The sequence below is a fragment of the Kribbella sp. NBC_01505 genome (assembly GCF_045040285.1).
Classification (GTDB): Bacteria; Actinomycetota; Actinomycetes; order Propionibacteriales; family Kribbellaceae; genus Kribbella.
Genome location: NZ_CP109425.1, coordinates 511,154 through 531,062 on the forward strand (window position 1 = coordinate 511,154; position 19,909 = coordinate 531,062).

The 19,909-nt window shown below is 67.7% G+C and carries 22 protein-coding genes; 10 read left to right on the forward strand and 12 right to left on the reverse strand.

Annotated elements, in window-relative coordinates:
• Window positions 1–27: 27 nt before the first annotated feature.
• The 8 genes from OG474_RS02145 to OG474_RS02180 form a co-directional block, all read right to left on the reverse strand.
• The gene (locus OG474_RS02145) at window positions 28–351 is read right to left on the reverse strand and encodes a DUF2469 domain-containing protein (RefSeq protein WP_012922325.1); all 324 of its coding nucleotides are present in this window, start codon (window positions 349–351) and stop codon (window positions 28–30) included.
• Between the two features lie 76 nt (window positions 352–427).
• The gene (locus OG474_RS02150; RefSeq protein WP_405060457.1) at window positions 428–1,129 is read right to left on the reverse strand and encodes a ribonuclease HII; all 702 of its coding nucleotides are present in this window, start codon (window positions 1,127–1,129) and stop codon (window positions 428–430) included.
• A gap of 80 nt (window positions 1,130–1,209) precedes the next feature.
• The gene (gene lepB / locus OG474_RS02155) at window positions 1,210–1,989 is read right to left on the reverse strand and encodes a signal peptidase I (RefSeq protein ID WP_405060458.1); all 780 of its coding nucleotides are present in this window, start codon (window positions 1,987–1,989) and stop codon (window positions 1,210–1,212) included.
• Entirely contained in the window at window positions 1,986–2,615 is a 630-nt protein-coding gene (lepB, locus tag OG474_RS02160) for a signal peptidase I (RefSeq protein WP_405060459.1), read from the reverse strand. The genes lepB (OG474_RS02155) and lepB (OG474_RS02160) overlap by 4 nt, the downstream gene beginning before the upstream one ends.
• Before the next feature lie 146 nt (window positions 2,616–2,761).
• Window positions 2,762–3,124 carry a 50S ribosomal protein L19 gene (gene rplS / locus OG474_RS02165; RefSeq protein ID WP_405060460.1) on the reverse strand — a complete coding sequence of 121 codons (363 nt, stop codon included), beginning with the start codon at window positions 3,122–3,124 and terminating at the stop codon, window positions 2,762–2,764.
• Between the two features lie 189 nt (window positions 3,125–3,313).
• Window positions 3,314–4,510 carry a tRNA (guanosine(37)-N1)-methyltransferase TrmD gene (gene trmD, locus OG474_RS02170; RefSeq protein ID WP_405060461.1) on the reverse strand — a complete coding sequence of 399 codons (1,197 nt, stop codon included), beginning with the start codon at window positions 4,508–4,510 and terminating at the stop codon, window positions 3,314–3,316.
• A complete protein-coding gene (rimM, locus tag OG474_RS02175; RefSeq protein WP_405060462.1) occupies window positions 4,507–5,082 on the reverse strand; it encodes a ribosome maturation factor RimM in 576 nt (191 codons plus the stop codon). The genes trmD and rimM overlap by 4 nt, the downstream gene beginning before the upstream one ends.
• 20 nt (window positions 5,083–5,102) lie before the next feature.
• Window positions 5,103–5,690 carry a helix-turn-helix domain-containing protein gene (locus tag OG474_RS02180; RefSeq protein ID WP_405060463.1) on the reverse strand — a complete coding sequence of 196 codons (588 nt, stop codon included), beginning with the start codon at window positions 5,688–5,690 and terminating at the stop codon, window positions 5,103–5,105.
• Window positions 5,691–5,870: 180 nt separating this feature from the next.
• Between OG474_RS02180 and OG474_RS02185 the strand changes: the two genes are divergently transcribed.
• The 6 genes from OG474_RS02185 to OG474_RS02210 are packed head-to-tail and all read left to right on the forward strand — an operon-like array spanning window position 5,871 to window position 12,271.
• Window positions 5,871–6,758, forward strand: coding sequence for an ABC transporter substrate-binding protein (locus OG474_RS02185; RefSeq protein WP_405060464.1), 888 nt, complete (start codon window positions 5,871–5,873; stop codon window positions 6,756–6,758).
• Between the two features lie 2 nt (window positions 6,759–6,760).
• On the forward strand, window positions 6,761–7,597 hold the full coding sequence (locus tag OG474_RS02190) for an amino acid ABC transporter permease (protein ID WP_405060465.1): 837 nt from the start codon (window positions 6,761–6,763) through the stop codon (window positions 7,595–7,597).
• On the forward strand, window positions 7,597–8,349 hold the full coding sequence (locus OG474_RS02195) for an amino acid ABC transporter ATP-binding protein (protein ID WP_405064534.1): 753 nt from the start codon (window positions 7,597–7,599) through the stop codon (window positions 8,347–8,349). The genes OG474_RS02190 and OG474_RS02195 overlap by 1 nt, the downstream gene beginning before the upstream one ends.
• A 1-nt stretch (window position 8,350) precedes the next feature.
• Complete coding sequence (speB, locus tag OG474_RS02200) at window positions 8,351–9,304, forward strand: agmatinase (protein WP_405060466.1); 954 nt, start codon at window positions 8,351–8,353, stop codon at window positions 9,302–9,304.
• Complete coding sequence (locus tag OG474_RS02205; RefSeq protein ID WP_405060467.1) at window positions 9,297–10,859, forward strand: thiamine pyrophosphate-binding protein; 1,563 nt, start codon at window positions 9,297–9,299, stop codon at window positions 10,857–10,859. Before speB ends, OG474_RS02205 begins: the two co-directional genes overlap by 8 nt.
• Complete coding sequence (locus OG474_RS02210; RefSeq protein ID WP_405060468.1) at window positions 10,856–12,271, forward strand: aminobutyraldehyde dehydrogenase; 1,416 nt, start codon at window positions 10,856–10,858, stop codon at window positions 12,269–12,271. Before OG474_RS02205 ends, OG474_RS02210 begins: the two co-directional genes overlap by 4 nt.
• Window positions 12,272–12,324: 53 nt before the next feature.
• Here the strand turns inward: OG474_RS02210 and OG474_RS02215 are convergent, their stop codons facing one another.
• From OG474_RS02215 to OG474_RS02230, 4 genes are all read right to left on the reverse strand, one after another.
• A complete protein-coding gene (locus OG474_RS02215; protein ID WP_405060469.1) occupies window positions 12,325–12,576 on the reverse strand; it encodes an RNA-binding protein in 252 nt (83 codons plus the stop codon).
• Between the two features lie 5 nt (window positions 12,577–12,581).
• Complete coding sequence (gene rpsP, locus OG474_RS02220; protein ID WP_405060470.1) at window positions 12,582–13,103, reverse strand: 30S ribosomal protein S16; 522 nt, start codon at window positions 13,101–13,103, stop codon at window positions 12,582–12,584.
• A 440-nt stretch (window positions 13,104–13,543) separates the two neighbouring features.
• On the reverse strand, window positions 13,544–14,935 hold the full coding sequence (locus OG474_RS02225; protein WP_405060471.1) for a 6-phospho-beta-glucosidase: 1,392 nt from the start codon (window positions 14,933–14,935) through the stop codon (window positions 13,544–13,546).
• A 70-nt stretch (window positions 14,936–15,005) separates the two neighbouring features.
• Window positions 15,006–15,758 (reverse strand): DeoR/GlpR family DNA-binding transcription regulator, encoded by a 753-nt coding sequence (locus OG474_RS02230; RefSeq protein WP_405060472.1) that lies wholly within the window; start codon window positions 15,756–15,758, stop codon window positions 15,006–15,008.
• A gap of 147 nt (window positions 15,759–15,905) precedes the next feature.
• On the opposite strand from OG474_RS02230, the gene OG474_RS02235 reads away from it, so the two are divergent.
• From OG474_RS02235 to OG474_RS02250, 4 genes are read left to right on the forward strand one after another with little or no spacing between them, the layout of a single operon-like run.
• Complete coding sequence (locus OG474_RS02235) at window positions 15,906–16,856, forward strand: carbohydrate kinase family protein (RefSeq protein WP_405060473.1); 951 nt, start codon at window positions 15,906–15,908, stop codon at window positions 16,854–16,856.
• A gap of 4 nt (window positions 16,857–16,860) precedes the next feature.
• A complete protein-coding gene (locus tag OG474_RS02240; RefSeq protein WP_405060474.1) occupies window positions 16,861–18,150 on the forward strand; it encodes an ABC transporter substrate-binding protein in 1,290 nt (429 codons plus the stop codon).
• A complete protein-coding gene (locus tag OG474_RS02245) occupies window positions 18,147–19,073 on the forward strand; it encodes a carbohydrate ABC transporter permease (RefSeq protein ID WP_405060475.1) in 927 nt (308 codons plus the stop codon). Before OG474_RS02240 ends, OG474_RS02245 begins: the two co-directional genes overlap by 4 nt.
• Complete coding sequence (locus OG474_RS02250; RefSeq protein WP_405060476.1) at window positions 19,070–19,894, forward strand: carbohydrate ABC transporter permease; 825 nt, start codon at window positions 19,070–19,072, stop codon at window positions 19,892–19,894. Before OG474_RS02245 ends, OG474_RS02250 begins: the two co-directional genes overlap by 4 nt.
• Window positions 19,895–19,909: the final 15 nt, after the last annotated feature.

A 19,909-nucleotide genomic window follows, 5' to 3' on the forward strand; every position in this document is an offset into this window, starting at 1 on the left:
GCGGAGGGTCCGGCAGAAACCGAGGCGTCAGCGGCCGAAGTCGGAGTCCTTCGGGACTTCCAGGTCGGACTTCGCCAGTTCTTCGATGTTGACGTCGCGGAAGGTGACGACCTTGGCGTTCTTGACGAAGCGGGCGGAACGGTAGACGTCCCAGACCCAGGCGTCGGCCATCGTCACCTCGAAGTAGACGTCGCCGCCTTCGGTGCGGACTTTGAGGTCCACGGCGTTGCACAGGTAGAAGCGGCGTTCGGTCTCTACGACGTACTTGAAGATCCCGACGACGTCCTTGTACTCCCGATAGAGCTGCAGCTCCATATCGGTTTCGTACTTCTCGAGATCATCTGCACTCACGCCTCCACCTCGCTAGCGCTCGGCTCCGTCATGAGCGCAGGGTGCACTGTTCCTTTTGTTCGCTCGCTACGCTCGCTCATCTACCGCTCTCCACTCCGGTGGGACTGGTGACATTCTGTCCCATATCGGGCCGCAGACTGCGGCGGACATTCTCGAACCGCCGTCGATGTTGTGGGCACGGGCCGTATTCGTCCAGTGCCGCCTGGTGTTCGGGGGTGTTGTAGCCCTTGTGGACGGCGAAGCCGTACTGCGGGTACTCCAGGTCCCACTGTTGCATCACCCGGTCGCGGGTGACCTTGGCGATCACGGACGCGGCGGCGATACAAGCCGCCACGCGGTCGCCCTTCCAGATCGCGAGGCCGGGGACGCCGAGGCCGTCGACGCCGAAGCCGTCGGTCAGCACGTACGACGGGCGCAGGTCGAGGCGGAACAGGGCCCGGCGGAGCGCCTGCAGGTTCGCCACGTGCATCCCGAGGCGGTCGCACTCCGCGGCCTCGATCGAGACCACGGACCAGGCCAGGGCGCGGTTGCGGATCTCCTCGTAACAGCGGTCGCGGGCCTTGGCGGTGAGCAGCTTGGAATCGGCCAGCTCGGGGATCTGGCCGCGTTTGCCCTCCGGCAGGATCACCGCGGCCGCGACCAGCGGACCGGCACACGGCCCGCGCCCGGCCTCGTCGACGCCGGCGATCGGCTCCAGGCCGACGCGCCGCAAGGCCCGCTCGTACCCGTACAACCCGGCGTCACGGCGCACCGTGCTCCCCCGGGGCAACACGCTCATCCAACCCTCCGCATCACACGAACCACCCTAGGCACTTCCACCGACGAACACCGCACCCGGTCGGCGCGGTGCCGCCGGGACTACTTGGGTGGTGGTGTCAGCGAGATCAGGGGCTTCGCGGGCGGCGGACCAGCCGCGGCCGGCACGTCCTTGAAGGTGTCCGGTACGCCGAGTTTGGCCCAGCGACCGGCCGGCCAGACGACCAGGATCGCGCGGCCGGTGACCTTGTCCAGCGGGACGAAGGCCGCGTCACCGGGGTTGCCGCCCTCGGCGTCGACGTCCTGCAGGTGCACGCGGGAGTCGCCGGAGGCGGACCGGTGGTCACCCATCACGAAGATCCGGCCGGCCGGGACCGTCACCTGGAACTCCAGCTGCGACGGGGCGTCACCGGGGTACAGGTAGGGGGTCTCCTCGAGGGGCTTGCCGTTCACCAGCAGGCGGCCCTTGGTGTCGCAGCACTCGATCTTGTCGCCCGGCATCCCGATCAGGCGCTTGATCAGGTGACCGTGGCTGGAGTCCGGCAGCAGGCCGACGACCTCGAAGAACCGGCCGACCGAGCCGCGCTTCTGGCCGCTCTCCTCGGCGCCGAGCCAGCCGCCCGGATCCTCGAAGACGACCACGTCGCCACGCTTGACGTCGGTGATCTTCTCGACGACGACGCGGTCACCGATCAGCAGCGTGTTCTCCATCGACTCGCTCGGGATGATGAACATCTGGCCGACGAAGGCCCGCAGGATCGAGGAGACGATCAGCGCTCCGACGACGATCAGCACGAACTCGCGGGCGGCGGCCGCGAAGCCCGAGCGATGGACTGGTTTGGCGGGTTTGGCGTCGTCCGTCTTCGTCGGTGTATCGGTCACTTCTTCAGCCCCGGCTTCTTGAAGGTTTCCGGAGGACGCAGCATCGTCATCCGGTCAGACGGCCAGATTACGCAACAGGCCCGGCCAACCACGTTCTCGATCGGGACGAACCCGCCACCGGGGCCGCCCATATGGGCACGCGAGTCCGCCGATTGGGCCCGATTGTCGCCCATCACCCACAGATGTCCGGCGGGCACGACGACACTGAACGGCATGTCGGAGGGGTGGGCGTCCTTGAGCAGGTACTCCCGCTCGTCCAGCGCGATCCCGTTCACCGTGACGAGGCCGTTGCGGTCACAGCAGATCACCTTGTCGCCGGGCAGCCCGATCACCCGTTTCACCAGGTGACCCTCACCGCTGCGCGGCAGGATGCCGACGAACTCACCGACCCGCCGGAACGGGCCAGGGGTCTTCGGCGCCTCGTTCAGCCAGTTGGCCGGGTCCTTGAAGACGATGATGTCGCCACGCTCGACGTCACGATGCAGATAGCTGACCTTCTCCGCGAGGATCCGGTCGTCCTTGGTGAGCGTGTCGTACATCGACTCCGACGGCACGTAGAAGGCCTCGGCGACGAACAGCCGGAGGACCACCGTGATGACGAGTGCGAGCACCGTCACGGTGGTCATCTCGGTCAGCAGGCTGAGCAGCGGGTTCCGCTGCTTCAGCCTGCGATGGCGCCCCTTGCTGCGCCGTGCCCCTCGCGGTACCGAGCGAGGGCGAGCGCGAGTCGCAGTGCTCGGCGCCATCGGAGACCGTCGTCGTTACAGGTTGCTCAGGAGGCCGGGATGTTGTCCCGCTTCTCCTTGATCTTGGCTGCCTTGCCGCGCAGCTCGCGCAGGTAGTACAGCTTCGCGCGGCGGACGTCGCCACGGGTGACGACCTCGACCTTCTCGACGATCGGGGTGTGCATCGGGAAGGTGCGCTCGACGCCGACGCCGAAGCTGACCTTGCGGACCGTGAAGGTCTCCTGCAGGCCACCACCGTGGCGGCGGATCACGACACCCTTGAACACCTGGACGCGGGACCGGTTGCCTTCGACGACCTTCACGTGCACGTTCACGGTGTCACCGGCGCGGAAGGCCGGGATGTCGTCGCGCTTGCTCGCGTTGTCGAGCTCGTTCAGGATCTTGCTCATCAGGTGTCTCTTCTCTCGCGCGTGCCACAGGTCACCCACGAAGGTGGTTGGTGAAGTTTCATCGAAAAGCTGCCGATCGGTGGTCACCCCCTGTGGCAGGAGCACCGAAAGAGCAGCAGCAGACAATCTTGCCACACGCCCCGCACCGTAACGAAATCAGCCTATCGCCGCAGCACAGAGTGACAGTCACTACTTCTTGCGGCGGCGCTTGGCGAGGTGGACCAGGTCGACCTTCGGGGTCTGCGCCTCCCGCCGTACCTCGCGGTAGCCGGCCTTCCGGTACATGGCCAGATTCCGCTCGCTGCGACCGCCGGTGTTCAGTTCGTAGGTGGTGACCTCGGTCGGCGCGAGCTTCTCGACGGTCCGCAGCAGCCGGGTGCCGAGACCGCGGCCCTGCCAGTCCGGAGCGACGATGATCCGCCCGATGTAGCCGACCGACCCGTCGACGGTCAGCTGGACCGATCCGACGATCCGGGTGCCCGCGACCGCCTTGAGCACGATCCCCTCCTGCAGCCGCTCGATGGCGGCTTCGGCGGTCTCCAGCAGCGGCGGGATGGCGTACTCGTCGTACAGCTGTCCCTCGGAGAGAAAGGCTGCCAGCTGGAGCGTGTGGATCTCTCCGGCGTCACCAGCGGCGGCCGGGAGGATGCGGACGGCGTCAGCCTCGTCCTTGCCTGCCAGTACGGCGCCCCACGCGGCCAGCAGGTCCGGGCGGCGCTCCGCGGTGCGGCTGATGGACTGTTCGTGTCGCCACTCGGCGATCTTGCCGTGGTTCCCCGACAGCAGGATCTCCGGTACGTCGTGCCCTCGCCAGCTCACGGGCTTCGTGTAGACCGGGTACTCGAGCAGCCCGTCACCCGAGTGCGACTCCTCGGCCAGCGACTCCGGGTTGCCGATCACACCAGGCAGCAGCCGGGCCACCGCCTCGACCATGACCAGTACGGCGACCTCCCCGCCGTTCAGCACGTAGTCGCCGATCGACACCTCGTCGACGCGCATCCGCTCGCCCGCGTACGCCGCGACCCGCGCGTCGATGCCCTCGTACCGCCCGCACGCGAACGCCAGCCAGGGCTCCTCGGCCAGCTCGTAGGCGAGTGCCTGGGTGAACGGCCGCCCGGCGGGCGTCGGCACGATCAGCCGTGGCTGCTCCGCAGCACCAGGAGGCGCGACCCCGTCCAGCGCCTCACCCCAGGGCTCCGGCTTCATCACCATGCCCGCGCCACCGCCGTACGGGGTGTCGTCGACGGTGCGGTGCCGGTCGTAGGTCCACTGCCGCAGGTCGTGCAGATGGACGTCCAGCAGACCGCTCTGGGCCGCCTTGCCGACCAGCGAGACGTCCAGCGCGGCCAGGTACTCCGGGAAGATCGTGAGGACGTCCAGCCTCATCGGGCCGCGTCCCCCGGCTCCGACGGAACCACCTCGGCGCCCTCAGGGTCGAGCAGACCAGGCCGGTCCGCCACAGTCACGTACTCCGCGGCCAGGTCGATCTCAGGGACCAGCTCCTCCACCAACGGCACCAGTACGGCGTTGCCCGCCGGCCGCCGGATTTCCAGCAGATCCTGCGAGGGGAGGTGGATCACGTCGATCACCTCACCGGCCTCTTCGCCAGTGGTGGTGCGGACCTTCAGACCGATCAGCTCGCGGTCGTAGTACTCCTCGGGGTCCTCGGGCCGCTCGTCCTCGCCGATCTCGGCCTGGACCTCCAGGTTGCGCAGGCCCTCCGCGGCGGTCCGGTCCGGGGACTCGACGAACTTCACCAGCAGCCGTCCGCTGTGCCAGCGGCTGGATTCCACGGTGAGGGTCCGGGGCGGGTTGGAGGTCGTGACGAGCTTCGCGCCGTCAGCGAAGCGCAGGTCGGGGTCGTCCGTGCGGACGATCATCCCGATATCGCCCTTGATCCCGTGCGCCCGGCCGATTCGGCCGACAATCACCAGCACCGCAGTTCCTCTCAACGCCATGACACCAACGCCACAGTGTCTCAGGCGCTGCCGCTCCAAGGCGCAGGGGTAAGCACCCAGACCAGCTCGGCCGACTCGGTCGGGCTGGAGTTGACCCAGGTGTGCGGCTCCCCACCGGGGAACGTCAGCGCGTCACCGGCCGCCAGCTGGACCCTGCGATCGGTGAACAGCATCTCGATGCTCCCGGCGATCACGTACACCACTTCGTACTCGCAGTTGATCGTGTAGAAGTCCGAACCGCCGGTGCCGCCCGGCTCCGCATCCGTGTGCACCACCTGGACCCTGGACTGCCCGCGCGGGGTCATCAGCCGCTCGTCGACACCAGCTCCACCCAGGTTGATCGCCGGCGCCCCATCCCGCCGTACCAGCGCGACATCCGGCACCGTGAACAGCGAGCCGACATCCAGGCTCATCACCTCGCACAGGGTGATCAGCGACGCGACGCTCAGCGAGGTCTCGTCGCGCTCCACCCGGCTGAGGAAGCCCTTGGTCAGCCCGGCGGCCGAAGCGAGCTGGTCGAGGGTGTACCCGTGCGCCTGCCGGGCAGCCCGTAGCCGGGAGCCGATCCGGATCTCGTTGTTCGAGGGCGACACCGGCAACGGACGCATCGACGTTCCTTCCAGCAGGCGGATCAAACCAGACAGATCAAAACCAGGGCGGATCACCAAAACAACCGCGGCGACTCCTTGACACCCCATCATGCCGCCCCCGATGCTCATACGACAACCTTTGTTGCCTGTCATGAAACATTCTCGAAACATCGGCCCGACCGTCCGGGAGAACCCACCATGCGGATTCCACGCTTCGCCCTTGTCGCCGCAGCCGCCGCGGCCCTGCTCGCAACGTCGTGTGCGGCGCCCGACGCGGTCGAATCCCCGACCGGGGGAAGCACGACTCCGGCACTGGCCAAGGACGACGCCGCGGCCGCCCTGCTGCCCGACGCGATCAAGTCGGCCGGCAAGGTCCGGGTCGCCTCCGGGGTGAGCTTCCCGCCGATGGAGTTCTTTGCCGCTGACAACAAAACGGTGCTCGGCTTCGACGCCGACCTGGGCGCCGCGCTCGGTCAGGTGCTCGGTGTCCCGTTCGAGTTCGAGAACACCAACTTCGACGGCATCATCGGCGGCCTGAACGCCGGCCGGTACGACCTGGCCCTGACCAGCATGATCGACAAGAAGTCCCGCCAGGAGACGGTGGACTTCGTCGACTACCTGAGCTCCGGTGTCAGCTTCTTGGTTGTCAAGGGCAACAAGAACGGGCTGAAGGAGAAGCTGGATCTCTGCGGTCGCAAGGTCGCGGTCGAGAAGAGCGCGACCGGCGATCTGACCGCCGAGGAGATCAACAAGGAGTGCAAGACTCCGCTGACCAAGCTGCCGTTCCCCGACCAGGCGAGCGCCGTCCAGGCCCTGCAGTCCGGCCGCGCGGACGCCGTACTGGCGCTCGACCTCACGCTGGCCTACAACGTCAAGCAGTCGCCGGACGCCTTCGAGATCGCGAGCAAGCCGTTCGGCACGCTGCCCGTCGGCATCCCGGTGCCGAAGAGCAATCCGAAGCTGCGCGACGCCGTACAGGCCGCGTTGAAGAAGGTCATCGAGAGCGGCACGTACGACGCTCTGCTGGCGAAGTGGAACCTCACCGATCAGGCGCTGAAAGACGCGCCGATCAACCAGGGCAAGTAGTTATGAGCACCGCAGACGAGCCGATCGTCCGGCTCCGGCATCCTGGCCGCTGGGTCGCGGCCGCCGTGATCGTCTTCCTGCTGGTCGTGTTCGTGCACTTCGTCGCCACCGCGCCGAAGCTGCGGCTCGACCTGGTGATCGGCTACCTGTTCGAGAAGTCGATCATGCTCGGCCTGGTCAAGACCCTGCAGCTGACCGTGATCGCGATGCTGGTCGGTGCCGTGCTCGGCACGATCCTCGCGGTGATGCGGCTGTCCGAGAACCCGGTCCTGCGAGCCGTCGCCGGCGGCTACGTCTGGCTGTTCCGCGGTACGCCGATCCTCGTGCAACTGCTGTTCTGGTTCTTCCTCGGCACCGTCCTGCCGCAGATCAGCATCGGACTGCCGTTCGGCGGACCCGACCTCGTCAGCTGGCCGACGAACACCGTGATCACCCAGTTCACGGCCGCGATCCTCGGGCTCGGACTGAACGAGGCGGCGTACATGGCCGAGATCGTCCGGGCCGGGATCGGCTCGGTCGACTCCGGCCAGCGCGAGGCGGCGGAGGCGTTGAGCATGAGCCCGTGGATCACCTACCGGCGCGTGATCCTGCCGCAGGCGGCCCGGCTGATCGTGCCGCCGACGGCGAACCAGACGATCTCGATGCTCAAGCTGACCTCGCTCGTGCTGGTGATCGGCCTGCCCGAGCTCACCACGACCGCCCAGCTGATCTACGGCCGCAACTTCCAGCAGATCCCGCTGCTGATCGTGGCCAGCCTCTGGTACCTCGTGCTGACCACGATCCTGACCATCATCCAGAACCGGTTGGAGAACCGCATGAGCCGGGGAGTACGCCGATGATGGTCGAAGCGATCAACGTGCGGAAGTCGTTCGGCGATGTCGAGGTACTGAAGGGCATCGACCTCACTGTCCAGGCCGGCGAGGTCGTCTCGCTGCTGGGGCCGTCCGGTTCGGGCAAGAGCACGTTCCTGCGCTGCATCAACCACCTCGAGCGGATCGACGGCGGAGAGATCAGTGTGAACGGCGAACTGGTCGGATACCGACGCCATGGCGGCCGTAAGTACGAGCTGCGCCCGCGGGAGACCGCTGCGGCCAGACGGCATGTCGGAATGGTGTTCCAGCGCTTCAACCTGTTCCCGCACCGCACTGCCGTCGAGAACGTCATGGAGGCACCGCTCTTCGTCAAACGCGAGACACGTGCCGCAGCTCGTAGTCAGGCACTCGCACTGCTCGACCGGGTCGGCCTTGCGGACAAGGCAGCGGCGTACCCGGCCCAGCTGTCCGGCGGCCAGCAGCAGCGGGTGGCGATCGCCCGGGCACTGGCCATGCGCCCGACGCTGATGCTGTTCGACGAACCGACCTCCGCCCTCGACCCTGAGCTGGTGGGCGAGGTGCTCGAGGTGATGAAGGGCCTGGCCGCCGAGGGGATGACGATGATCGTGGTCACGCACGAGATCGGCTTCGCCCGCGAGGTCTGCCATCGGGTGGCCTTCATGGACGGCGGGGTCGTCGTCGAGGCCGGCCCGCCGCAGCAGGTGCTCACCAACCCCAGTCACGCCCGGACCCGGGCCTTCCTGCAGAAAGTGCTCTGAGATGACCAACTCGCCCAGGGGCCCTGTCGACGCGACCAAGATCCCCCGGTACGGCGGTCCGCCCACCTTCGCGCGGTTGCCGCGGATCGACGAGGTGACTCGGGCAGATGTCGCAGTGATCGGCGTACCGTTCGATTCCGGCGTCAGCTACCGGCCTGGCGCGCGCTTCGGACCCGGACACGTCAGGGCGTCGTCCAAGCTGCTGCGGCCGTACAACCCGGTGCAGGACGTGGAGCCGTTCGCGCTGCAGCAGGTAGCTGATGCTGGTGACATCGCCTGCAACCCGTTCGACATTCTCGAGGCGGTCCAGCAGATCGACGCTGGTGTGCGCGAGGTGGTCGGCTTTGGCGCCAAGCCGCTGACTATCGGCGGTGACCACACCATTGCGCTGCCACTGCTGCGGGTGATGCATGAGGCGCACGGACCGATCGCAGTGGTGCATTTCGACGCGCATCTGGACACATGGGACACGTACTTCGGTGCACCGATCACGCATGGGACGCCGTTCCGCCGCGCCTCCGAGGAGGGGCTGATCGACCAGACCGGTTCGCTGCATGTGGGGATCCGCGGCTCGCTGTACTCGCGGGAGGACCTGACCGATGACCAGGTGCTCGGCTTCCAGGTGATCGGTGCACACCAGTTCGACGACCACGGGTGGCGTGGGGCGGTAGACCGGATCAAAGCACGGGTCGGCGACCGGCCGACGTACGTGTCGCTGGACATCGACGTACTGGACCCGGCCTTCGCACCGGGGACCGGGACACCAGAGGCCGGTGGGCTGACGAGTAGGGAGTTGCTGCAGATGCTGCGGGCGTTCGCCGAGCTGAATCTGGTCGGTGCGGACATTGTCGAGGTGGCACCGGCGTACGACCACGCCGAGGTGACTGGGATCGCGGCCGCGCATGCGGCGTACGAGCTGATCAGTGCGATGGCGCCCCGAGACTCCAATGGCTGACGCGGTCACGGGCGGCGCGGCCGTCGTGGACAGCTTGGCGGCCAACGGCGTACGGCATGTCTTCGGCATTCCGGGAACGCACAACCTGGAGCTCTACCGGTATCTGCCTGCCTCGGGGATCCGGCACATTGTCACACGGCACGAGCAAGGCGCCGGGTACGCCGCCGACGGGTACGCGCGGGTGACGGGTGGCCCGGGCGTGCTGATCACTACTTCGGGACCAGGGATCACAAACGCGATCACTGCTCTCGCAACCTCGTACGCCGACTCGGTGCCGACGCTCGCGATCTCGCCCGGCCCACCGCGTGGCACGGTCGGCAAGGACCTCGGCTGGCTGCACGAGCTCAAGAATCAGCAGGGTGCCTTGGATGCGGTCTGCGACCGGAGCATCCGGGTGGAGAGCGCCGACGAGCTGCCCGAGGTGATCGCGGACATCTTCCTCGGGTTCACCACCAGGCGTCCGCGGCCGGTCCATCTGGAGGTGCCGGTCGATGTGCTCGAAGGCGAGTGGGTACGGCGTTCCGTGGTCGCCGCCCGGCGCTACGAGCCGGCCAGCGTCGACTCGTCGGCGATCGCCGAGGCATTCGAGCAGGCCGAGCGGCCGCTAATTGTCGCGGGCGGCGGCGCCCGCGGCGCGGCAGCGGAGATCCGTGCGCTGGCGGCGAACGGCGTACCAGTGCTGACGACGGTGAACGGCAAGGGGATCGTCGACGAGCACGATCCGGTCGCGCTCGGCGCCTCGATCCGGCTCCCGGCCGCGCATCGGGTGATCGCGGCGGCCGACCTGGTGGTTGCCGTCGGCACCGAACTCGGCGACTCGGATCTGTGGGGTGGGGTCGCGCAGGCCGCCAAGGTGATCCGCATCGACGTCGACCCGGATCAGCTGGACAAGAACCTGCACGCCGACCTCGGCATCGTCGCCGACGCTCGGCAGGCACTCCAGCTCACCACCAAGAGCTTCGATACCGCACACGTGACCGAGTGGCAGCAGGCGATCCGCACCGATGCCGCTGCGGACGCCGGGCCGTGGGCAGCGATCCAGGAGTCGCTGGCCACGGCACTACCGGCCGACACGGTGGTCGCAGGCGACAGCTCGCAGGTCACTTACTACGGCACCGTCCACCACTGGCCGTTCACGACCATCAACCGGCTGCTCTACCCGACCGGCTACGCGACGCTCGGCTACGGCCTGCCCGCCGCGATCGGGGCGAAGATCGCGCAGCCGGACCGACCGGTGATCGGATTGTTCGGTGATGGCGCGGCCATGTTCACGATTCAGGAGCTGGTCACCGCGACCGAGCTCCGGCTGCCGCTGCCGATCGTCGTGATCAACAACGGCGGGTACGCCGAGATCCGCGAGCAGATGGTCGATCGCGGCATCACCCCGCAAGCGGTCGACCTCTACCAGCCCGATCTGCCGGCCATGGCGCGCGCAATCGGCGCCTACGGCGTGCAGGCCGAGTCGATCGCCGTACTGGGTGAGCTCGCCGCCGAGGCACTCACCGCGGACCGGCCGACCCTGATTCAGCTCACCATCGACGGGAGTAGCGCGTGACCACGCTGACCAACGTGATCGGCGGCAAGGCCAGTGCGGCCGCGGAGTCGATGGAGTTCGTCGATCCCGCCACCGCACAGGCCCTCGGTACGGCGCCTCGCTCGCGGGAGGCCGAGGTGGACGCAGCTGTCGGTGCAGCGGCCGAGGCCTTCACCGGTTGGCGACGTACGACGCCTGCCCAGCGACAGCAGGCGATCCTCGCGCTGGCCGACCTGGTCGCCGAGCATGCGGACGAGCTGATCGAGTGCGAGGTCCGCAACACCGGCAAACCGCGGGCGGCGACGCGGGAGCTCGAGCTACTCCCCTGCGTCGATCAGCTGCGCTTCTTCGCCGGTGCGGCCCGGGTGCTCACCGGGATCGCGCAGGCTGAGTACGAGGCCGGCTTCACCTCCTCGGTACGACGGGAGCCGGTCGGCGTGATCGCGCAGATCACGCCGTGGAACTACCCATTGATGATGGCGATCTGGAAGATCGCGCCCGCACTCGCGGCCGGGAACACCGTCGTACTGAAGCCGGCCGACACCACGCCGTGGAGCACGGTCCGACTGGCCGAGCTGGCGCAGGAGGTGCTGCCGCCCGGCGTACTCAACGTGGTCTGCGGGGATCGGGACACCGGACGGCTGCTGGTCACGCACCGGCGGCCGGACATGGTCGCGATCACCGGCAGCACGCGAGCCGGGGCCGAGGTGATGGCCGCGGCGGCGCCGACGCTCAAGAACGTCCATCTCGAGCTTGGCGGGAAGGCGCCGGCGGTCGTGTTCGCCGACACCGATCTGCGGCGTACGGCGGAGCAGATCGCGTTCACCGGCTTCTTCAACGCCGGCCAGGACTGCACTGCCGCGACAAGGGTGCTGGTCGAGCAATCGGCGTACGACGAGTTCGTCAGCGAACTGGGTGCCGCGGCGCGGGCCAGCCGGGCGGGCGCACCGGACGAGGCGGACGTCGCGTTCGGGCCGCTGAACAGCGCGGATCAGAAGGGCCGGGTGGAGGAGTTCCTGACCGGGCTGCCGGATCATGCCGAGATCGTGGCTGGTGGCTCGGGCCGGGGGCCGGGGTACTTCCTGGACGCGACCGTGATCGCGGGAGCGCGGCAGGACGACGACGTGGTCCAGCGGGAGATCTTCGGGCCGGTGCTCACCGTGCAGCCGTTCGCGGACGAGGCCGAGGCGATCCGGCTGGCGAACGGCGTCGACCTCGCGCTGGCCTCCAGCGTCTGGACGACCGACCACGGCCGCGCCACCCGACTGGCCGCCGAACTCGACTTCGGCACCGTCTGGATCAACTGCCACCAGCTCCTGCCGGCCGAACTACCGCACGGCGGCTTCAAGCAGTCCGGCACCGGCAAGGACCTCTCCGTCTTCGGCGTCGAGGACTACACCCGCCTCAAGCACGTGATGAGCGCCTGGTCCTAGGGATGCGTGAAGGCCGCGCCCCCAGTGGGGACGCGGCCTTCAGCGGAGCTCGTTTAGCGGCGGGGCCGCTTGTTGAACTCGTCGACGAAGTCGATGCGCAGCGACTGCTCGGCGCTGAGCGCTCCGACGACCGTGCGGATCGCGGTGGCGGTCCGGCCGTTACGGCCGATCACCTTGCCGATGTCGTCCTGGTGCACGTGCACCTCGAGCGTCCGGCCGCGTCGCAGGTTGCGGGCCCGGACACTCACGTCGTCCGGGTTGTCCACGATGCCTCGGACCAGGTGCTCCAGCGCCTCGGTCTCCATCACCGTCAGGCCTTGGCGTCGTCGGCGGCCGGGGCCTCGACAGCAGCCTCGTCAGCCTTCGGGGCCTCGTCGGCCTTGGGAGCCTCGTCAGCCTTGGCCTCGACGGCCTCCGCCTTCGGGGTCTCGTCCTTGGCAGTGGCCTTCTTCGCCGTCTTCTTGGCGGTGACGGCCTCGGTCTTCAGCGTGCCGTGGGCCTCGGCCAGCGCCTCGTTGAAGATCTCCTGCTTGTCACGCTTCGGCTCCTTGACCCGCAGCGGCGGCGGCGCGTCCAGGCCCTTGAACTGCTGCCAGTCACCGGAGGCCTTGAAGATGGCCTCGACGGCCTCGGTCGGCTGCGCGCCGACGCTCAGCCAGTACTGCGCCCGGTCCGACTCGACGTGGATGAACGACGGCTCGGCCTTCGGGTTGTACTTACCGATCTCCTCGATGGCGCGGCCGTCACGCTTGTTGCGGGCGTCCATCACGACGATGCGGTAGTGCGGCGCACGCTTCTTGCCGATGCGCTTCAAACGGATCTTGACTGCCACGTTTGCGGGAACTCCCTTGGGATTACATGTCTGGGTGAGCAGCACGCCGTCGTGGGGACAACGAGTGACAGCTCGAATGGGCCGGACCCAGGCAGTGGAGTTAGAGGGCTGCACAGACCTGGACGGACTCAGCCATCCATTCTGCCAGATCCAACCCCCGGAAGCCCAATCCACCCCCACCCCACCCCGCCGTACCAGCCCCTCCCACCCCACCCCGCACCCCGCCGTACCGACCCCTCCCCACCTCGCGCCCAAAGGTGGGTCCGCTTCTCTTCGTGCCCAGACCCCATCTTTGGGACTCCACCAACCACTTCCGGGTCCCGAAAACGGTTGGTGGCTACCCAAAGACGCGCATCGTGCACAAAGAGCAGCCGACCCACCTTTGGGTGGATTTCGGCGGGGGTGGATTTCGGCGGGGCGGATTTCGGCGGGGGCGGGGGCTAGCGGCGGAGGTAGGTGAGGTCGGGGAGGTGGGTGGTGTAGGCGTCGAGGAGGTGGCCGGCGGCGGTGACGGAGTCGATCAGGGGGTGCCAGGCGAAGGCCCGCAGGGCGGCGGAGCGGGAACCAGCGGTGGCGGCTTCGATGGTGGAGCGCTCGACGGCCTTGACCGCGGTGACCAGGCCGGCCTGGTGGTCGGTGAGCTGGGAGACGGCGATCGGGCGGGCGCCGTTGGCGTCGACGGTGCACGGGATCTCGACCACCGCGTCGTCGTCCAGGTGGTGCAGGATGCCGCGGTTGCGGACGTTGAGGATCAGCGAGGCACGCTCGTTGTGGGCGATCGCGCGCATCAGGGACAGCGCGACCTGCTCGTACCCGCCGGCCGCCATGTCGCGTGCGTCGCGCTCACCGGCGTCGGCGATCTCACGGCTTTCGACCATGTACGTCGATTCCCGCTCGGCGCGGGTCTTCTGCCAGAGCTCCAGCGCCTGGTCGGGGTGCTGCGCCGTCTCGGCGTAGAACGCGGACTGCTGCTCCAGGAGGAACGTCCCGCGGGTCTGCTCCACAGCCTGTACGGCGGCCAGCGTCTCGCGCGCGAAGTAGTAGTAGTGCAGGTACTCGTTCGGAATCGAGCCGAGTGAGCGCAACCAGTCCACCCCGAACAGCCGCCCCTCCTCGAACGAGGTGAGCTCCTCGGTGGACGTCAGCAGCTCAGGCAGTCGGTCGACTCCACCCGACCGCAGCCCACGCAGCCAGCCGAGGTGGTTCAGCCCGGCGTAGTCGTAGAACGCGGTCGCCGGATCCACCCCGAGCGCCAACGCAGCCCGTCGACCGAGGCCCGAGGGTGAGTCGCAGATCCCGATCACCCGGTCGCCCAGGTACGGAATCATCGCCTCGGTGACCATCCCCGCCGGGTTGGTGAAGTTGATCGTCCAGGCCTCAGGCGCCAACGCAGCGATCCGCTGAGCAATCGCAGTCGCGACAGGAATCGTCCGCAGCCCATAAGCGATCCCACCGGCGCCGACCGTCTCCTGCCCCAGCACCCCGAGATCGAGCGCCACCCGCTCGTCGACAGTCCGCCCCTCGAGCCCACCCACCCGGATCGCCGAGAAGATGAAGTCCGCTCCCCGAATCGCCTCATCCAGGTCAGTCGTCTCCGTCACCACCGGCGCTTCTCTCACAACGTCCGAAGATCCGGAGACGGGCGCCGGCGTGTCTTCGGACGTTAGCGAATGGGCTTGTTGGCGGAGGACGGCGGCTATGGAGGAGAGGCGGGTTCGGTCGGTGTCGTAGAGGGTTACTTCGGTGATGCGGCCTGGGCCGCGGTCGCCCAGGAGGGCGTGGTAGACGAGCGGCACCCGGAATCCGCCGCCGCCGAGAATCGTCAGTCTCACTCGAAACCCACCTGTCCAATCTCCCTGTCAACACGCGGACCACGCACTGCGCCGCCGAGGACGCACGGGGTCATGTGAGCACTACCTGGACGCCGGCTTCGGTCAGCTGGGCCCGGGTCCCGGGGTCGGCGGCGGGCTCGGTCACCAGCATGTGAAGCTCGCTCGGCTCGCAGACGCGGGCGACGCCGTGGCCGGGGAACTTGGTCGCGTCGGCGAGCAGGACGACGCGGTCGGCGGCCTGGATCATCGCGCGTTTGACCGGGACCTCGATCATCGTGCTGTCCATCACGCGCCCGTCGGGCCGGACCCCGCTCGTCCCCAGGAACAGCCAGTCGACGTGGATCTGCCGCAGACTCTCCTCGGTCAGATACCCCACCAGGGAGCGGTAGCTGCGCCGTACGAAACCGCCGAGGATGATCAGCTCGATCGACTCGTCGTTCTGCAGCTCCTCGAGGACAGCAAGGTTGCTGGTGACAACGGTCAGCGACCGCCCGTGCAGGTGCTGGGCGACCCGCAGCGCGGTGGTCCCGATGTCGAGCAGGACCGACTCGCCGTCCTGAACCAGCTCAGCGGCCCGCCGCGCGATCCGATCCTTCTCCGCCGCATGTACGGCGTTCACATCGGCGAACGGCTCGTCGCCGCCATCCACGGCCAGCGCGCCGCCGTACACCCGGGTCAGCCGGCCTTCGTCGTGCAGCTGCTCGAGGTCGCGGCGGATCGTCGCCTCGCTGACCCTCAGGCGGGCAGCCAGCATCTTCACGCCCCCGGCCCCGTCGACCCGGAGTGCGCGCACGATCTCGTCCTGACGCTGCTTCGGCAACACATCACGACCGTATCACGCAAACTCTGTCATTTTCAGTCAGAGCTATGCTGTTTTGGTCGGTTCGATGATGGGGTATTGCGGAATCTGGCGAATAGTCTCAAGATTCACGCAAGAGTTTGATCAAACCTGCAGGAGTGTGGGCAGCTCATGGAAGAGCTTGACGTGGTGGTGTCCGGCCTGGTGTTCCAGGACCTGGTGCTCGGCCTGCCCACGCCCCCGCGCCCCGGCACCGAGGTCTGGGCGACTGACTCGCACGAGAGCCCCGGCGGCATCGCCAACTTCGCCGTCGCGCTGGCGAGGCTCGGACTCCGCACCGGCATGGCCGCGGCCTTCGGCGCCGACGACCTCGGCGACCGGCTCTGGGATCACCTCACGACCGACGAGGGCATCGACCTGGAGCTCTCCTGCAAGCTCGCAGGCTGGCCGACCCCGCTCACCGTAGCCCTTGCCTATGACAACGATCGTGCCCTGGTCACCCGCGGCACCACTCCCCCGTTGTCGGCCGACGACCTGATCACCACTCCCCCCAAGGCCAAAGCCGTCGCCGCCCACCTCGGCCCCTGGCCGAACGAATGGCTCGCCAAGGCGAAGTCCGCCGGCAGCCTGGTCTTCGCCGACGTCGGCTGGGACCCGACCGAGCAGTGGGACCCAACAGTCCTCGACCAACTGGAGCACTGCGACGTCTTCCTGCCGAACGCCGGCGAAGCAATGGCCTACACCCGTACGACGTCGCCCGCGGCCGCGCTCGAGTCACTCGGCGCGTTGGTCCCGGTGGTCGTGGTGTCGAACGGCACGCACGGGGCCGAGGCGATCGACGGCCGCACCGGCGAGCGCATCGCCGTACCGGCCTTCCCTGTCCCGGCGGCGGACACCACCGGGGCGGGTGATGTGTTCGCCGCCGGCTTCATCGCTGCCACGTTGTGGGACCTGCCGCTCGCGCAGCGGGTCCGTTTCGCCGCCCTCACCGCGGCTCTGTCCGTCACCAAACTCGGCGGCGCCGACGCGGCGCCCCGCTGGGCGGACCTGGCCAGGTGGCAGCAGGAACACCCCGAAGACCGGCACCTCCACGCGCTGATCAGCGCACACTCAGGAAGGTAAGACCATGGACCTGTCACGTCGGACGCTGCTTGCTGGGGGCCTCGCAGCCGTGCTCGGCGGCACAGTCGTCGCCTGTTCGTCCGGAATGGACACCGGCTCGACCAAGAAGAACGCAGGAGGCAACCTCGCACTGTGGTGCTGGCCGGGCGGTCTGGGCAAGTCGGTGCTGGACGACACCATCGCGCACTTTCCCGACCAGCACATCAAGTACTCCGAGGTCGGCGGCGACTTCAAGCAGAAGCTGCTGACCACGTTCAGCGGCGGTACGTCGATCCCCGACATCACCGGGATCAAGGGCGAGGACATCGCGTCGCTGCTGCCGCAGGCCAGCCGGTTCGTGGACCTGAAGACGATCGGCGCCGACGACGCCTTCCTCGGCCAGTACCTGGAGTGGAAGGTCAAGCAGGCCACGACACTGGACGGCAAGGTGCTCGGCATCCCGATCGACATCGGCCCGACCGCGCTGTTCTACCGCGAGGACATCTTCACCGCCGGCGGGCTGCCGGGCGATCCGGCGAAGGTCGGTGAGCAGATGAAGAGCTGGGACGACTTCCTGCAGGCCGGTGTCGAGCTGAAGGCGAAGAACCCGAAGGCGTTCATCGTCGCGGATGCGGTCGACATGTACGGCACGATCGTCAACCAGGGCACATCGCGCTATATCGACAAGGACAACAAGTTCATCGGCGACCAGGACCACATCCGCAAGGCGTGGGACACCGCGGTCAAGGCGATCACGCTCAAGGTCGACGGCAAGACCCTCGGCGGATCGACGGACTGGAACGCCGGCCTCGACCAGGGCACGGTGCCGACCGTCGTCGGCGCGGCCTGGGTCGCGCTGGACATCAAGGCGGCCGCGAAGACGAGCGTCGGCAAGTGGCGGGTCGCGCCGACCCCGGGTGGCCCGGCGAACTTCGGCGGCTCGTTCCTGGCGATCACCAAGAACGCCGCGGACCCGAAGGCCGCGTTCGAGGTGATCAAGTACATGCTCAGCCCGGACAACGAGGCGAAGGCGTTCGCGGACGCGCAGATCTTCCCGGCGACGCCGGCGGCGTACGACAAGCCGCAGTTGAAGGCGGCGGACCCGTTCTTCGGTGGGCAGGTGCCGATCGAGGTGTTCGGGCCGGCCGCCAAGGACATCCCGATCGCGTACGAGGCCCCGCTGGACGCGGCGATCGCCGTACCGTTCACCGACGCGCTCAAGCTGGTGCAGGCCGGCAAGAAGACCTCCGACGCCGGCTGGGCCGAGGCCGTCGAGAAGGCCAAGCAGATCGGCAAACGTCAGGGCGTTCAGTGACACTGACCGCGACAACTCACGCGAAGGCGCCTCGTACGACGAGACGCCGGCGCGGCATCGCGTCGTACTGGCGCTACTACCTGGCGCTGTCGCCGTTCTACGTGCTGTTCCTGGTCTTCGGGCTGTATCCGATGGCGTCCACGATCCTGCTCGCGTTCCAGAAGTGGGACGGCTTCAGTCCCCGGGAGAACGTCGGCCTGCAGAACTTCTCGTTCCTGCTCCAGGACAGCACGTTCTGGCTGGCGCTGAAGAACACGATCGAGCTGTTCTTCCTGTCCACCGTGCCGACGCTGGCGATCGCGCTCGTGCTGGCGGTGATGCTGAACTCGGCCGTCCGCTTCTCGAGCTTCTACCGGATCGCGTACTTCATCCCGAACATCACCTCGCTGGTCGCGGCCGCGATCTTCTTCGCGGCCGTCTTCAGCACGAACTTCGGGCTGATCAACTCCGGTCTGCGGGCCCTCGGCATCGAGACGCAGGACTGGCTCGGGCAGCCGTGGGGGATCAAGATCGCGGTCTCCACGATGATCGTGTGGCAATGGGCCGGGTACAACACGATCATCTATCTGGCCGGTCTGCAGGCCATTCCGCGCGAGCAGTACGAGGCCGCGAAGGTGGACGGCGCCGGCCCGGTCCGGACGCTGTTCTCGATCACGCTGCCGCAGCTGCGGCCGGTGATCCTGTTCACCGTCGTCACCTCGACGATCGGCGGTTTGCAGACCTTCACCGAACCGCAGGTGATCGCCGGTAACAGCGGCGGTGTCGGGCAGAGCGGTCTGACCATCGTCATGTACTTCTACAGCCAGGCGTTCCTGAACAACGACTACGGGTACGCCGCGGCCATTGCCATGAGCATCTTCTTCCTCGTGCTGCTGTTCACCGCGATCAACTGGAAGCTCGTCGGCGGAAGGGGCAAACAGTGAAGTGGCACCCCCGGGGCGTCGCCCTGCACGTCGTCCTCGCGATCGCCGGGATCGCCAGCCTGTTCCCGTTCTACTGGACGCTGGTGATGGCGACCAACACCACCGCCGACATCTACCGGTTCCCACCGAAGTTCACGTTCGGGTCGCAGTTCGACGACAACGTCCGCGAGGTGCTGCACAACGTCGCGTTCTTCCAGTCGATGGGCAACACCCTGGTGGTCGCGGTCTCGACCACGGTGCTGGTGCTGTTCTTCGACTCGCTGGCCGCGTTCACCTTCGCGAAGATGCGCTTCCCCGGGCGGAACGCGTTGTTCGTGATCCTGCTGGCGACGATGCTGCTGCCCGCACAGCTGGGCGCGATCCCGCAGTTCCAGACCATGGCGGCGTTCGGCTGGGTCGGGTCCTTGAAGGCACTGATCATTCCGGCCGCGGCGAACGCCTTCGGAATCTTCTGGCTCCGGCAGTACTTCCAGAGCTCGATCCATGACGAGCTGGTCGAGGCGGCCACGCTGGACGGCTGCGGCTTCCTCGGTGTCTACCGGCACGTGGCGCTGCCATCGGCCCGGCCGGCGCTCGCCTTCCTCGGCATCTTCACCTTCGTCGGCTCCTGGAACGACTACTTCTGGCCGCTGATCGTGCTGACCAACCCCGACCACCTGACCTTGCAGGTAGCGCTCTCGAGCCTCAACCGGTCGCACGGCGTGGACTACAGCATGCTGATGACCGGGGCATTGATGGCGATGATCCCGCTGATCGTGATCTTCCTGGTCTTCGCGCGCCAGTTCATCAAGGGCGCCACCGAGGGGGCGGTCAGAGGCTAAACTCCGGAACCGGAA